The 15,895-nt window shown below is 60.7% G+C and carries 11 protein-coding genes; all 11 read left to right on the forward strand.

All coding sequences use genetic code 11. The features are described from left to right. Positions 1-60: 60 nt before the first annotated feature. Complete coding sequence (locus tag ACRRQW_RS19020; RefSeq protein ID WP_438483203.1) at positions 61-273, forward strand: hypothetical protein; 213 nt, start codon at positions 61-63, stop codon at positions 271-273. Positions 274-284: 11 nt separating this feature from the next. After that, positions 285-2,804 (forward strand): ABC transporter permease, encoded by a 2,520-nt coding sequence (locus ACRRQW_RS19025; protein WP_438483204.1) that lies wholly within the window; start codon positions 285-287, stop codon positions 2,802-2,804. A gap of 54 nt (positions 2,805-2,858) precedes the next feature. After that, positions 2,859-5,354, forward strand: a complete 2,496-nt coding sequence (locus ACRRQW_RS19030; protein ID WP_438483205.1) for an ABC transporter permease — start codon at positions 2,859-2,861, stop codon at positions 5,352-5,354. 117 nt (positions 5,355-5,471) lie between these two features. Beyond that, positions 5,472-7,868, forward strand: coding sequence for an ADOP family duplicated permease (locus tag ACRRQW_RS19035; RefSeq protein WP_438483206.1), 2,397 nt, complete (start codon positions 5,472-5,474; stop codon positions 7,866-7,868). Between the two features lie 34 nt (positions 7,869-7,902). After that, positions 7,903-8,772: a tetratricopeptide repeat protein gene (locus tag ACRRQW_RS19040; protein ID WP_438483207.1), complete on the forward strand. Its 870-nt coding sequence runs from the start codon at positions 7,903-7,905 to the stop codon at positions 8,770-8,772. Positions 8,773-8,838: 66 nt separating this feature from the next. Continuing rightward, positions 8,839-9,225 (forward strand): thiol-disulfide oxidoreductase DCC family protein, encoded by a 387-nt coding sequence (locus ACRRQW_RS19045; RefSeq protein WP_438483208.1) that lies wholly within the window; start codon positions 8,839-8,841, stop codon positions 9,223-9,225. Further along, positions 9,225-10,412, forward strand: a complete 1,188-nt coding sequence (locus ACRRQW_RS19050) for a class I SAM-dependent methyltransferase (protein WP_438483209.1) — start codon at positions 9,225-9,227, stop codon at positions 10,410-10,412. The genes ACRRQW_RS19045 and ACRRQW_RS19050 overlap by 1 nt, the downstream gene beginning before the upstream one ends. Positions 10,413-10,415: 3 nt before the next feature. After that, on the forward strand, positions 10,416-11,402 hold the full coding sequence (locus ACRRQW_RS19055) for a small ribosomal subunit Rsm22 family protein (RefSeq protein WP_438483210.1): 987 nt from the start codon (positions 10,416-10,418) through the stop codon (positions 11,400-11,402). A 45-nt stretch (positions 11,403-11,447) separates the two neighbouring features. After that, the gene (locus tag ACRRQW_RS19060) at positions 11,448-12,116 is read left to right on the forward strand and encodes an ABC transporter ATP-binding protein (RefSeq protein ID WP_438483211.1); all 669 of its coding nucleotides are present in this window, start codon (positions 11,448-11,450) and stop codon (positions 12,114-12,116) included. Between the two features lie 28 nt (positions 12,117-12,144). Then, the gene (locus ACRRQW_RS19065; RefSeq protein ID WP_438483212.1) at positions 12,145-12,549 is read left to right on the forward strand and encodes a YciI family protein; all 405 of its coding nucleotides are present in this window, start codon (positions 12,145-12,147) and stop codon (positions 12,547-12,549) included. Between the two features lie 254 nt (positions 12,550-12,803). Next, on the forward strand, positions 12,804-15,893 hold the full coding sequence (locus ACRRQW_RS19070; protein WP_438483213.1) for a PAS domain S-box protein: 3,090 nt from the start codon (positions 12,804-12,806) through the stop codon (positions 15,891-15,893). Positions 15,894-15,895: the final 2 nt, after the last annotated feature.

Raw genomic sequence — 15,895 nt, forward strand, 5'->3', positions numbered from 1 at the left:
ATAGAGGCACTAATAACAGTCGATTCGCTTGGCATCGGGCATGCAATATTTCCCGCGCACATGCTCGGCTTTGAATACACTTGGCTCCTCTCGTTCACCCGCACCTCGAATGGGGATCTGCACATCCGCAGAGCCGGCAGCGGCTTAACGACGCTGGCAGTCGTGATCTTCTGCCTGCTCGCAGTCGTTTTAAGCGCCGAGCCTGTGCGTAGCGGCTTGCTCCGCGAAGCCGCGACCGCGCGCAACGTCACGATCCTCTCCAGCACACTTTAATCCTGCTCACCATGTTCCTCGAAACGTTCCTCCAAGACCTCCGCATCGGCCTGCGCGTGCTCGTTAAAGAAAAAGGCTTCTGCGCCCTCGCCGTGTTCGTGCTCGCACTGGGCATTTGCAGCGTGACGACGATCTTCAGCGTCGTCCACGGCACGATGATTCGCGGCTTCAATTTCCCGAACGCGGAGCGGCTCGTCAGCGTCAACATCATCGATCCGACGCAACCCAACCAGTTCGGCCCCGCGTCACAGATCTTCGCGTTGGATTACCAGGAAATCATCTCCACGCAAAAATCCTTCGAATACCTCACCGGTTACATCAACGGCTCCACGGTCAACGCGACCATCGATGGCAATCCCGTGCGTTTCACCGGCGCTTATCCGACCCACGATTTCTTCCGCACGCTCGGCATTCGCCCGATCATGGGCCGCGATTTCACCGCTGAGGACAACCAACCCGGCGCGGAAAAAGTCGCGATTATCAGCTACCAAATCTGGAAGCGCGAATTCGGGGGTGTCTCGGACATCATCGGAAAATCGCTCCGCATCAACGGCAAGCCCGCTACCATCGTGGGTGTAATGCCCGAGGGATTCGCGTTTCCGCAAAACGAGCAGCTCTGGATTCCGCTTTTCAGCGAGTTCCCTCCGCGCGCCCGCAACGACACCTCGGCCCAAGGTAACGGCGTCTTCGTCATCGGCGCGCTCAAACCGAATGTGAGCATCGAACAAGCCACCGCGGAGATGCAGACCTTCGCGAAAAGTTTCTCCGAGAATTATCCGGATACCAACAAGCAGTTCAACACCGGCTACGTCGAACCGTTGCTGCGCACCTTTACCCCGCGTTTCGTCGCCAATATTTTGTATGCGATGCTCGGCTTCTGCGGCGGCGTGTTGCTGATCGCGTGTGTCAACGTGATGAACATGCAGTTCGCGCGCGCCACCCTGCGCAGCAAGGAACTGGCCATCCGTTCTTCGCTCGGCGCGTCGCGCAGCCGCCTCATTCGCCAAATGCTCACGGAAAGCCTGCTCGTCGCGAGCCTCGGCGCGATCATCGGCGTCGGCGGCGCTTACTGGGCAGTCGATCTACTGACCAAAACGATTCACAGCATGGAGAATCCCCCGCCCGCTTACATCACGTTTGATATCAATGCCACCGTGCTGCTGGTGGCGGTCGGCGTAACGCTCGCCGCCGCGCTGCTTTCCGGACTCGTGCCAGCCTGGATGTCTTCGCGCACCAGCGCCGGCGAAGCGCTCAAAGAAAGCGGTCGCGGCAACACGAGTCGCACCATCAATCTCGTGACGCGCGGGCTCGTGGTGTTCCAAATTGTCCTCACCTGCATCCTGCTCATCGGTTCGATTCTGCAACTTCGCTCGATTCTTAAACAGCAAGGCGTGGACTACGGCTACAACACCGCCGGCATCATGTCCGCCCGCATGGGCCTGATGGACGGCGACTATCCGAATTCCCAAGCGCGGCGCCTTTTCTACGACCGATTGGTGCAGACCCTGCGCGCGAATCCTGAGATCGAAGCCGCCGGCCTCACGAATCGTTTCCGCATGGCTTTCTCCGGCAACGCGCGCCACGAAATCGAAGGTCGCGAATACAAGGCCGACAACGACCGCCCCAACCTCAGCTTCGAACAAATCTCGCCCGGTTTCTTCGGTGTCACCGAACAACGCCTGGTCGAGGGACGCGATTTCAACGATGCCGACATTGACGTGAAACAACCGGTCGCCGTCGTGAATGCGACGTCCGCGAAAAAGATGTTCGGCAACGAAAGCGCGCTTGGCCGCCGTTTCCGCATCTCGCTCAACAACGGCCAATCCTTCACCCCGTGGCGCACCATCATCGGCGTGGTGACCGATGTCCGCATGCGCGGCCCGTTCAATAATCCGAATCTCCCCGACGACGCCGGTTACTACGTGCCGTTTTCCGCGAATCTCTTTTCACCGACTGCTTCGGACAACGCGCCCCAGTTTGCGACTATCGCCGTGCGGCCGCGCGGCGGGCAACCCGGCGAAGCGGTGCTCGCGGCGCTTCGCAACGAGGTGAAGAAGGTCGATCCGAACCTGCCGCTGTATTTCGTGAATACCCCCAAGGCCAACCAGAACTCCTTCCTCGGCCAAGTGCGGATCAACGCGGTGATGTTTACGATTTTCGGCTGCGTCGCGGTGCTGCTCGCTTCAGTCGGACTCTACGGCGTGATGTCGTTCTCCGTGAATCAACGCACGCAAGAATTCGGCGTGCGCATGGCGCTCGGCGCGGACAATTCAAAAATCCTCGGCATGGTGCTCAAGCAAGCCTCCGTTCAAATCGGCCTCGGTCTTGTCATCGGAGTCGTCGTTGCGCTGTCGATCGCGTTCATCGGCGGCGGCGCGATCCAGACGGTGCTGTTCGATATCAGCCCGCACGATCCAGTCACCTACCTCGGCGTCATGCTGCTGCTGACCGTCGTATCGTTGATTGCCGCGTTGGTGCCGGCCCGCCGCGCCACTCAAGTCGATCCCATGATCGCCCTGCGCGCAGAATAAGTGCGCGTCGATTCGCTGCACTCATCTCTGATTCAGCCACCACCAACCACACCCATGAACGATCTGCGCCTCGCTCTGCGTCTCTTGCTCCGCGACCGAGGATTTTCGTTTCTCGCGATCCTCGTGCTCTGCCTCGGCATCGGCGGGGTCACGACCATGTTTTCGGTGGTCAACGCAGTGCTGCTCCGCGGCCTCCCGTTTGCGCGGCAGGATCGTTTGATGGACGTCAATTTCATCGATCCAGCCAGCGCGACTCCGAATTTTTTCAGCCCACGGCAGGCGCTCATCGACTTCGATGAACTTGAAGCGGCGAAACCAAAATCGTTCCAAAGTCTCGCGGCTTACCTGTCGTTTTCCACGGTCAATCTTTCCTGGCAGTCCGAAGCGCGCCGCTACAACGGCGGTTACGTCACCCACAATTACTTCAGCACGCTCGGCGCGAAGCCGGCGCTCGGTCGCGATTTCACACCCGACGATGATCGTCCCGGTGCCACGCATGCGGTGTTGCTCAGCGATTCGCTCTGGCGCGCGGATTTTGGCGCGGATCCCCACGTCATCGGACGCACCGTGCGCGTGAACGGCAAGCCGGCCGTCATCATTGGCGTCATGCCGCGCGGTTTTGTTTTTCCGTTTAAAGAGCAACTGTGGCTGCCGATCCGGGCGGAGTTCGGCGGCAAGACGCGCACCGATAACAACCAAACATTCGTGTCTGTCGCCGCGCGACTCAGCGACGGCGTCACCATCGAGCAGGCGCAGCAGGAGATCGCCGGCCTCGCCAAACAGTTTTCCGTGGCGTATCGGGCGACCAACGGGGCGTTTTCCTCAGCGCTCGTGCGCCCGTTGCTCGTTCTCGCGATTCCCGCCGGATTCAGCCCACTGCTGTGGACGATGCTCGCATTCTGCGTCGGCGTGCTCGTGCTCGCGTGCGTCAACGTGATGAACATGCAATTCGCGCGCGCCATCTCGCGTGGCCGCGAATTCGCGATTCGCTCCTCGCTCGGGGCCAGTGTCTCGCGACTCGTGCGCCAGATGCTGGCTGAAAGTTTGTTGCTCGCGGCAATTGGCGCGTTGCTGGGCGTCGGCATCGCGTTCTGGGCGGTGGATGCGTTGCAGGCGTTCATGCTGACGCTGCCGAACTCGCTGCCGGAATGGATGCGCTTTGAAGTAAATCTCCAAGTGCTCGGCGTCGTCATCGGCACCACCGCGATCTCGGCGGTGTTGTCTGCGATTATTCCGGCACTGCTCGCTTCGCGTGGCGCCGCGGCTTCCACGTTGAAAGAAAGCGGTCGCGGCCTCACCGGCCGCTCCGTGATCCGCTGGATGCGCGGGCTCGTGGTGTTTCAAATTTTCGTGACGTGCGTGCTGCTGGTGGCGGCCTTGCTCCAAGCGCGCTCAATCTACCGGCAGTCGACCCAGGATTACGGTTTCAAGCCCGACGCAGTCATCACCGCGCGCATCGGATTGATGGCGGGAATTTATCCAACCCCGAAATCGCGCCAGGTATTCTACGAAAAACTCCAACACGAGTTACGCACTTCGCCCGAACTCGAAGCGAGCGCGCTGAGCAGCCGCATCCGCTCGATTCTCGGTGGGCAAAGCAATATCGAGATCGAGGGCAGCGATTATCCCAACGACACCGACCGCACGATCGCGCAGTTCGAAAACATCACTCCGGATTATTCCGCCACCATCGGCCAACGCTTGCTCGAAGGCCGCTTCTTCAAGGACGAAGACAGTGATCAACGCCGGCCGCTCGCGATCGTGAACACCACGTTTGCAAAAAAACATTTCGGCAACGAAAGCGCCGTCGGTCGCCGTTTTCGCACGGCCAATCCCGACGGCTCCGGCGGCGGCCCGTGGCGTGAAATTGTCGGCGTCGTGAGCGATGTGCGCATGCTCGGGCCGCAAGCCAACGTCCTCGACAACGCCGGTTACTATGTGCCGTTCTTCGATGCCGCCGTCGGCCCTGCCGCGACCACCGTGCGCGCCTTGCAATTCGCAACCATCGTGGCCCGCCCGCGCGGCGGGCAATCCGGCGAAGCGGCCCTCGATGCTGTGCGCGCGGCCTTGCGCCGCGTCGACGCAGACCTGCCGCCCTACTTCGTCGAGACACCTGCGACGAGCTTCAGTATTTTCCTCGGGCAAAACCAACTTGTCGCCACGCTGTTTGTGATCTTCGGCGCAGTCGCGACCGTGCTCGCCGCCGCCGGGCTTTACGGGGTGACCAGTTTCGCGGTGAACCAACGCACGCGCGAATTCGGAGTGCGCGTCGCGCTCGGCGCGTTGCCGCGACAGATTCTCGATCTCGTGCTGCGACAAAGCGCCGCGCAACTTGCCGCGGGCGTCGCGCTGGGGGTGCTGCTTGCGGTCATCACTGCCGTGCTCGCGCGCGATGCCATTGCCGGCTCACTCTTTGAAACCAGCCCGCTCGACCCGCTCATCTACGGCGCCGTCATCGGCCTGCTGATTGTCGTCAGTCTCGTCGCCACGTTCGTCCCCGCCCGTCGCGCGACGAAAACCGACCCGATGGTCGCGCTGCGCTCAGAGTAAAATGACTGTTCAACGCACAGCTTCCAGCAGTCAGCTCGAACATCGCTACGTGATCCACGCCTCCTTTTTATTACCACAAGCCGACAGCTGATCGCTGAACGCTAACCTCTCCTCGTCATGATTCGCCAAAGCCTCACCTCCCTATCAAAACGTCCGTGGCTCTCTTCCGGGATCGTCGCCACGCTCGGCCTCGCGCTGGCCGCCACGTTACTCGTCGCCGGGCTCGTGAATACTTATCTGGTTCGGCCGTTGCCATACGGCGACGCCACGCGGCTCGTCACCATTAACGAACACCCGTTGACCGGCCAAAACATCCTGTGGCGAATGACCTACGGCAACGCCGTCGAAGTCTATGAGCACGCCGCGTCTTTCTCGCGGAAGGCGATCATTCGCAACGAATCCTTCACCGTGCGCGCACCCGGCGGTGTGGAAACCGCCTTCGTGCAACGCGTGACGCCGGAGTTTTTTCCGATGCTCGGCGTGAAGCCACTTTTCGGAGAAACCATCCACGCCGCCAACGCCGAGATCGGCGGCGAGCGCGCGTTGCTCCTCAGCTACGAATTCTGGCAGCGTCGTTTCGGCGGCGACCGCAACGTGCTCGGGCAAAGTGTGCAACTGGACCAACGCAGCTACCGCGTCGTCGGGGTGCTGCCGGCCGCAGTCGTGTTACCCCACGTGGGCGAAGGCCAGCAAGCGTGGGCCGCGTTGTTGCCGGTGGATTTTATTCGCGACGAACGCTATTTCCGCCGCCACATGATGCTCGGCGAACTTGCGCCCGGTAAAACCCTCGCGGCGGCCCAGACTGAATTGACCGCGATTTCCGCGGCGCTGCGTCGCGATTATCCCGCCCAGAATTCTGGGCGCGGCATCAACGCAGTCGGCTTGCGCGAAAGCCTCCTCGGCAACCTGCGGCAACAACTGCTGATCCTCCAAGGCGCTGTCGGTCTGGTGCTGGTCGTCGCCTGCGTCAACGCGGGTTGCTTGTTGCTCGCGCAAGCGATTCGCCGCCGACGTGAGTTCGCGCTGCGCCTCGCACTCGGCGCCGGCACGCGCGATCTGTTTCGGCAGTTTTTTGCGGAATCTCTCTGGCTTTCCCTCGGAGCGGCAACGCTCGGCCTGTTGCTCGCCACGTGGCTCTCCCCGCTCGCCGCCACGCTGCTCCCCGGCGGCGTCCGTCAACTCCCGGCACCTGGCATCACCGGCGCGGTGGTGGTGTGCGCCGCCGCCATGGCGATCGTCATCGCCGTCGCGTTCAGTCTGGTTCCTCTGATGCAAGCGCGCCGGTTGAACATCGAGGCCACGCTTCGCGACGGCTCGCGGCAATTGGGTTCGGTCGCGGGCGGGGCGGCAACGCGATTACTGGTTTCATTGCAAATCGCCATCGCACTCGCGCTGTTGATCACGGCGGTGCAACTCGTGCGTAGTTTCCAAGCCGTGCAAACCGTCGACCGGGGCATTCCCGTTGAACAACTCTACGCATTTCGTCTCGGCACGCGCGGGGCGGCATATGCTGATGACGCCGCACGCATCCGCTATTTCGAAGGGGTCGCCGCCCAATTGAGGACGCTACCGCACGTCGCCGAAGCCGGCATCTCCGACGCTGTATTTCCCAATGTGTTGGGTTCCTATTCGGGTTTCACGCAGGAAGGTGACGGTTTGCTGCTGACGGAAACGCCCAAGCGCGCCGTGCGCCGCGCGGTCAGCCCGGAGTTGCTCGACGCACTTCAATTGAAAATCATCGCGGGCCGCTGGCTCAGCGCCGACGACCGCGCGAACACGGCACGCGTCGCCGTGATCAGCCAAAGTCTCGCAGAAAAATACTGGCCCGGCCAGGATCCGCTAGGGAAACGCGTGCGCTTCGAAGGACGCGAAGACTGGTCCGAGATCGTCGGCATTGTGAGCGACATCATCAGCCACGGCGCGCAGCCCGCGGTGATCGACTCATTTTTCCTGCCGCATGCGCAGATCACGCCAATTGATACCGGCGTCGTCGTGCGCGTGCGCGGAACGCAACCACTCACGCGGGATCAGGTGGACCGCGCGGTCGCCGCAGTTGACCTTAATAATACCGCCTACGCCTACGTGACCGCGTCGGAATTTTTCGCCAATAGCGCATGGCAAACCCGCTTCGGACTGATTCTCGTTGGCTCGTTTGCCGGACTGGCCGTCACCCTCTGCCTCACTGGCGTGTATGCGGTGCTCGCGTTTGCCGTGGCTGGACGCACGGCAGAATTCGGCGTGCGCCTCGCGCTCGGCGCGAGACGCCCGCAAGTCGCCGCACTCGTCTTGCGCGACGCCGCCCGCATGACCGTGCCCGGCTTGCTGGCCGGCACGTTGCTCGCGTGGTTTGCGGCGCGCAGCGTGGACAACTTGCTCTACGGCGTGGCGCCGCTGGACATTCTCGCCTACGCTGCCGCCGGGATCGCGCTCGCGCTGGCTTGCGCGGCGGCCTGTCTCATGCCCGCGTTTCGCGCGATGCGCGTCGATCCGCTCACGGCATTGCGCGGCAATTGACGGAACTTCGCGAGTCGAGCAGTCTCTCAAACCAATGAGACTTTTCAGTTGTTTGCTCCTGCTCGGATGCGCGGTGTCGCTCAGTTACGCGGCGACGGATCCGGCCGCCTTTAACGCGGCAAAAGAACTTTACGCGCAGCGCAAGCCGGCGGAGGCACAACAGGCCTTCGAAAAACTCGCGAGTGCCGACCCCACAAATGCTGACATCCAATCCTACCTCGGTCGTCTCGCCTTGCAACGCAACGAGCCGGCCAAAGCGGTTGCGCATCTGGAAAAAGCGGTCGCGTTGAAACCGGAAGACAGTCGTTTTAATCAGCAGCTCGGCGATGCGTATGGACTCTCGGCGATGAAAGCCGGTCTGCTTTCAAAACTGGGCTTCGCGAACAAATGCTCCGCGGCTTACGCCAAGGCGGTCTCGCTGGATCCGGCCAATATCGGGGCGCGGCTTTCGTTGATGGAATTTTACCGGCAGGCTCCGTCTCTCGCCGGCGGCGGCATGGACAAGGCCTACGCGCAGGCGGCGGAGATAAAAAAACTCGACGCCGCGCAAGGTCGCGCCGCTTACGCAGCACTCTACGCAAGCGAGAAAAAATTCACGGAAGGGTTCACCCTTTACGAAGAAGATCTGAAAGCGAACCCGGGGAATTACGTCTCTCTTTACCAAGTCGGGAAACTCGCCGCACTCAGCGGAGAACGCGTGGATCGAGGCCTCGAAACGTTGCGTCAATGCCTCGCACTTACGCCGCCTGAAGGTCAGCCCGGCCATGCCCAAGCGCATTGGCGCATCGGCCAGATCCTTGAAAAGAAAAACGATCGCGCCGCCGCTCGGTCCGCCTATGAAGCGGCGCTGAAACTCGAACCGTCCTTTCCACAGGCGGCCGCCTCGCTACAGGCCTTGCAGTAAACCCCGAGATGGGAGCGGGCTTGCGCGGCTGAACTCGCGCTGCTCTCCTGATTTGAAATTATTCACGTGCCGACACCCAACTACCGCGTCAACTCCCCCCCGCTCAAACCGCTTGTGCTTTTCGATGGAGATTGCCGCTTTTGCCGTCACTGGGCCGGCCAGTGGCGCGGCAACTACGGTGCACGCCTCGATGTCGCTCCCGGGCAAGAAGTGCACGCGCGTTTCCCGGAAATTCCCGCCGCGGCTTTCGAAGAAGCGCTCCAACTCGTCGAGCCGGACGGCTCGGTGTATTCCGGCGCGTATGCGGTTCTGCGCGCTCGTTCGCACGGGCGCGGGAAACGCGGGTTCCTGCGCTGGCTTTACGAAACTGTGCCGGGAGCCGCTCCGCTGATGAATCTTGGCTATCGCTGCATCGCGCGGAACCGTCGCGTGTTCTCTTACTTCATGAGCTGATGAATGCCGTCGATCCACTTCACGCCGATTTTCTCGCGCAACTCACCGCCAGCGTGCGCGACGAGAGTTTCGTCAAACTCACGCTCGGTAAACCACGCGGCGCGGACGCCACGCTGCGCAATCTGCTCGTGCGTCCGATCGCGTTGCGCGGCGCGGCCCATCTGTCGTTTGTCTGGCGGCACGAGCGCCAAGATATCACGAAAAATCATCCAGTGGGCGAGGCGCTGGCCGCGCTCACGCCGCTGATCGGCACGGATTTTTACAGCGCGCATTTATTTACCACCGCACGGCTCGCCCAGTTGGAGTTCAATAAAAAAGGCGAGCCGCGCCTCACCTACGGCCCGGCCACGACCGAGAAAGTCGATGTCGCTCACGACCGCACGAAACCGCGCCTGCTCACACCGGAAAGCCAAGCGTGGCTGGAAAAGCTCGGCGTCACGAACCACGCCGGCACCGTGCGCGAGGGCCTCGCGGACAAACACCGCCAGATTCACAAGTTCGTCGAAATCCTCAGCCATCTCGCCGCGGAGGCCAATCTGCCTACGCATCGCCCGATCGAGATCGCCGACATGGGTTGCGGCAAAGGTTACCTCACTTTCGCGATCAACGATTATTTCAATCACGTCGCGCATCGCGCCGCCCACGTCCAGGGCATCGAGAGTCGCGCCGAACTCGTGACGCTCTGCAATCGCATCGCCACCGAGACAGGCCGGACGCAGCTGCGTTTCGTGCAAGGAGATATCGCTTCCGCGAAACTGCCGCCGCTCGACGTGCTCATCGCGTTGCACGCGTGCGACACGGCGACCGACGACGCCATCGCCAAAGGCGTGCAAGCCGGGGCTTCGCTGATCGTCGTCTCGCCCTGCTGCCAGAAAGAACTTCGCCCGCAGCTCCACGCGCCAGCCGTGCTCGCGCCGGCGTTGCGCCACGGGATTTTCCAGGAGCGCCACGCAGAATTTGCCACCGACGCGCTGCGCGCGCTGCTACTCGAATGGGCCGGTTACGACACGAAAGTGTTCGAATTTATCTCCACGGAACACACCGCCCGTAATCTTATGATCACCGCGATCAAACGGGCGAACGGCGAAGTGCGCACCGATGGCGCAGCCGCGAGAGCGCGCGAGTTCGCCGCGTTTTACGGAATCAAATCGCAAGCACTCGCCCGGCATTTCGGGTTTATTCTTTAGCACATGGACTGGGACTCACTCGACTGGGAAGTGCTCGACCGTCTGCGCGAAACGTTTCTCACCGACGTGAAAACACGCGGGCCCTACTGGCACACGATAACTGACCTCGAGTGCTACAATTTTACCTACGGCGAGCGCATCGGCTGGAAATGGGATGCCGTGCTCGCGGAACTCAAACAACGCGGCTGGATTCCGCCTTCAGGTGGCCCGGTGCTCGACTGGGGCTGCGGCAGCGGCATCGCGGGAAGGCGCGTGGTGGACTTTTTCGGCGCGGAAAATTTTCCGCGATTGCTCGTGCATGACCACTCGGAACTCGCGATGGAGTTTTCCACGCACCACGGCCGCCGACTGTTTCCTACGCTCACTGTCGAGCGCGCCGGGAATCAATTTCTCGAAAGCGACGAACCGATCGGCGTGCTGGTCGTGAGCCATGTGCTCAACGAACTCAATGCCGAAGCCCGCGCGCAACTCGCCGCCCTCGCCGCGCGTGCACAAAGCATTATCTGGGTCGAGCCAGGCACGCACGAAGCGAGCCGTTTGCTCGGCGGTTGGCGCGAACAACTCCGCGGTGCCGGAGTAAACGTCGTCGCGCCTTGCACGCATCAAAACGCTTGCGGCATGTTCGCGCCGGGCAACGAGCGTCACTGGTGCCATTTCTTCGCAGCGCCTCCGGCTAACATCTACGCCGATTCGCAGTGGGTGAAATTTGGCCAGCGCGCCGGCATCGATCTGCGTTCGCTGCCTTACAGTTTTCTAGTAGTGGATCGCCGCCCAGTGAATCAGGCTGCCGGCTACTCGCGCATCATCGGCGAAGCGCGGCACTACAAAGGCTACGCGAAGATTTTCAATTGCGACGCGAGCGGCCTCACGGAATTGATGATGCAAAAACGCGACGCACCCGAGCTTTTCAAAGCACTTAAACACTCCGCTGGCCCCGAACTCCATCAATGGACTCACGTTAACGGTCGCATCACGCACATCGAGTCGTGATCGCCCGCTTGCGCCGCACGGCTTCTCTCACAACCTCCCCTCGTCATGTCCCTCATCAAACTCAATAACGTCGAAAAAGTTTATCCGCTTAAAGGCGGTGTCTTCTACGCCCTGCGCAACATCAACCTCACGATCAATGAGGGCGAGTTTGTCTCCATCATGGGCAACTCGGGTTCGGGCAAATCCACTTTGCTGCACATCCTCGGTCTGCACGACAGCGCGTGGAACGGTGAATATTTCCTAGGTGGCGAGCCCGTCCACAAGCTCGATAAAAAGAAACGCTTCGAGCTGCAGAAAAAGCACATCGGTTTTGTCTTTCAAAGCTATCACCTGCTCGACGACCTTACCGTTTACGAGAATCTTGAGATTCCGCTTTCCTACCGCGACACGGCGAAAAAAGAGCGCGAAGCCATCGTCTGCGACGTGCTCGATAAGTTCGGGATCGTCGGCAAAAAAGATCTGTATCCGAATCAACTTTCCGGCGGTCAGCAGCAGCTCGTCGGCGTCGCTCGTGCGCTTATCGCAAAACCCTCGCTTATCCTCGCCGACGAGCCCACGGGTAATCTCCATTCCGACCAGGGTCGCGAGATCATGAAGCTTTTCAAAAAACTTAACGAAGAAGGCACGACGATCATCCAGGTGACTCATTCTGCGGAGAACGCGACGTTTGGCTCGCGCGTCATCCGCCTCGCCGACGGCGTGGTCGTGAGTTGAGCCCAATGATGGCGATGATTTTATCCCTATGAGAATCCTCATTGCCGTCGTTTTCAGTTTCGTCGTTTCAACTGCATTTTTCGGGCAAACTCCGGCTTCCGCCTCACCCCCGCCGGCAGTGGCCGGTAAACTCTTCATCGTGCACTTCACGATCGGCCCCGCGTGGGATGCCGCCAAGCCGGCGCCACAACAGGCACATTTTAAAGAGCATTCCGCGAACCTCGCTCGTTTGCGCCAAGCCGGACTCCTCGTGCTGGGTGCGCGTTACGCGGATAAGGGCATGATTCTCCTGCGCGTCCCGGACGAAGCCGCCGTGCACGCCGAGCTCGCTCAAGATCCTGCGATCGCCGCGGGTGTATTCAGAGCGCAGGTCGATGAGTTTCGTCCGTTTTATCACGGCAGCACGCAGCCCGAAATTTCCGGACAGAAATAATCCGAAAACATTAAGACTTGGCGAGCACGTGCGCCTCGTGCCTACGCCACCCGAGGCCTGAGTAGTTACCCTAAAGCGCAGCCGGGAGGTTGTATAATGTGAAAAAATTCTGAAGTTAAGCGTGGGCCAAAAACGACGAGCGTCGTGAAACTAATCGTGAAACCCCGCCTTAATTACCCCGTGTTGATCGTTCCTTGGCTCCAGTCGAGGTCGGCGCAGCTTGATACCTGTCCGTCTGCTCAGGAATTTGGACGATGAGCCGGCCTCTCAATCTACTTATCGCCGAGGACAATCCTTCCGATGTCGAACTCCTGATCGACACGCTGAGTCGGGCGGGTTTCGAGCTGAATTGGAAATGTGTGCAAACCGAATCCGACTACGTGCGCAGTCTGCATGCGGGACTGGATGTTATCATTTCCGACTTCGTAATGCCGCAATTCAACGGCTTGAAGGCGCTCGTTCTACTCAAGCAAAGCGGGCTCGATATTCCCTTCATCCTCGTTTCCGGAACCATCGGTGAAGAAACTGCGGTGGAAATCATGCGCCAAGGCGCTGCTGACTACGTGCTAAAAGATCGCCCGGCCCGCCTCGGCAGTGCGGTGCGGCAGGCGTGCGAGCAGGCGGCAATCCGCCGTGCCGGCGAACGCGACAAACAAGCGTTGCTGCACGCGGAGGCCAAGTATCGCAGCCTGTTCGAAAACTCAGTCGAGGGCATTTTTCAGGCGACCGAGGATGGACGTTTGGTCACCGCGAATCCCGCGTTCGCTCGCATCATCGGCTATGATTCGACTGAAGAAATGCTGGCGCACGTAGTATTCATCACGGATCAGCTTTACGCCAATCCGGCGGAACGTGCCCGGATGCTCCAGTTGTTAAAAACCCAGGGGTTCGTGCGAGGATTTGAAATTCAGCTCCTTCGACGCGACCATCAAATTATCTGGGCCCGCGTCAGTGCGCGAGTCACCACCGACAGCGGACGCGTTTGCTACGATGGCTCCCTCGAAGACATCACCGATCGCAAACGCGCGGAGAGCGCGTTGATCGAACAACAGGAATTGCTGCGCGAAACTGGGCACATCGCGAAGGTCGGTGGCTGGGAGTTCGATCCCGTCACGGGAGCGGGTTATTGGACTGAAGAAGTCGCGCGCATCCACGACCTCCCGCTCGACCATACTCCCAATAAGCTGGAGGGCATTTCCTTCTATGATGCCGCCTCGCGCACGCGCCTTGAAGCCGCGTTGAAGCTCACGGTCGAAAAAGGCATTCCTTACGATCTCGAACTCGAGCTCACGACCGCCAAGGGCGTGCACAAATGGATCCGCACCATCGGGCACCCTGTCTTGGAACAGGGCAAGATCGTGAAAGTGCGTGGCTCATTCCAAGACATCACCGAGCGCAAGCAAAGCGAGGAAGCCTTGCGGCAAAATGAACGCTTCGTGCGCGCCGCACTCAACGGGCTGACCGCGCACATCGCGATCCTTGACGAGCATGGCGCGATCCTCGCGGTGAACGATGCGTGGAAAGCGTTCGCCGACGGCAACGATTTTAATTCCGGAAATTTTGGCGAAGGACTCAATTACCTCGAGGTATGCGAACAAGTCACCGGCCCCGGCGCCGAAGAAGCGCATGCCACCGCCGCCGGGATTCGCGACATCATGCGGGGACGACGCACCCTTTTCGAAGCGGAATATCCCTGCCACAGCCCGACCGATTTGCGCTGGTTCATGGTGCGCGTGACGCCCTTTCCCGGCGACGGCCCGCGCCGCGTGGTGGTCGCCCACGAAAACATCACTCCGCGCAAGCTTCAGGAAAAAGCGATGCGCGACAGCGAAGAACGTTTCCGGCAAATCGCCGAAAACATCAGCGAGGTCTTTTGGATGACGGATGTGCACACGCGGCAGATGCTCTACATCAGCTCGGCTTACGAAAAAATCTGGGGCCGCTCGCGCCACGATGTTTACGCGAACTCGCTCGAATGGCTCGAAGCTGTGCACCCGGCCGATCGCGAAAACGTGCGCCGAGCCGCCTTGGAAAAACAGGCGATCGGCACTTACGATGAAACGTTTCGCATCGTGCGGCCCGACGGCACCGTGCGCTGGATCAATGCGCGTGCGTATCCGATCAAAGACGAATCGGGCAGCGTTTACCGCATCGCCGGCGTCGCCGCCGACATCACCGAACACCGGAAACTCACGGCGCAATTCCAGCAGGCGCAAAAAATGGAAGCCATCGGCACCATGGCCGGTGGCATCGCGCACGATTTCAACAACGTGCTCGCCGGCATCGTGGGCTTTGCCGAGTTGGCGAAACTAAAATCCACCGAAAACCCGCTCGCACTCGAATACATCGACGCGCTGCTCGAAGGCGCCAGTCGGGCGGCCGCGCTCGTGCGGCAGATCATGGTCTTCAGCCGGCAACAGGAACAGCGCCGCACGATGGTTCAGCTTCGTGAAATCGTCGCGGAACCGCTCCGGCTCCTCCGCGCGACCATCCCTTCAACGATCGAGTTCAAGCTGCGTTTACGGGAAGACCTCCCCGCGGTGCTCGCCGACGAAACGCAGATCCACCAGATCGTCATGAATCTGTGCACCAATGCCTGGCACGCGATGAAGGACCGCACGGGCCGACTCACCGTCGAACTGGATCAAGTCACCGTCGACACGCGCATGGCCGCGGCCGACCCAAATCTACGACGCGGCGAATACATCCGCCTCACCGTGAGCGACACCGGCCACGGCATGGATCGGGCGACGCAGGAACGAATTTTCGAACCTTTCTTCACCACGAAAGCTCCCGGCGAAGGCACGGGCCTCGGCCTCGCCGCAGTGCATGGCATCGTCAAAAACCACGACGGCGCCATCACGGTCACCAGTCGCCTCGGCGAAGGCACGAGTTTCCAAGTTTATTTTCCCGCGCAGAACACCCGCACGAAACGCACTGCTTCCCAACCGGCGGAAACTCCGCGCGGCAACGGCGAACGCATTCTGTTCGTCGACGATGAGAAGCCGCTCGTCGCACTCGGCCAGGCCATGCTACGCGAACTTGGCTATCACGTCACCGCGTTCACGAGTTCAGTCGCCGCGCTCGAAGCTGTGCGCGCCACGCCGCTCGCGTTTGATTTGCTGATCACCGACCTGACGATGCCCACCTTAACCGGCACGGATCTCATCCAACAGATTCGGATGCTTCGTCCAGATCTACCGGTAATCCTCGCGACCGGCTACACGGCAAGTCTCACGCCGGAGAAGATTAAGTTTTTTGGAATCCGTGAACTCATCCTTAAACCACCCACGATGCAGTCGATCGGCGAGGCGGTGAGGCGCGCGTTGGTGAGCCCGGTTTAATT

Origin of the sequence: Oleiharenicola lentus (genome assembly GCF_051660365.1) — a bacterium.
GTDB classification, from domain to species: domain Bacteria; phylum Verrucomicrobiota; class Verrucomicrobiia; order Opitutales; family Opitutaceae; genus Lacunisphaera; species Lacunisphaera lenta_A.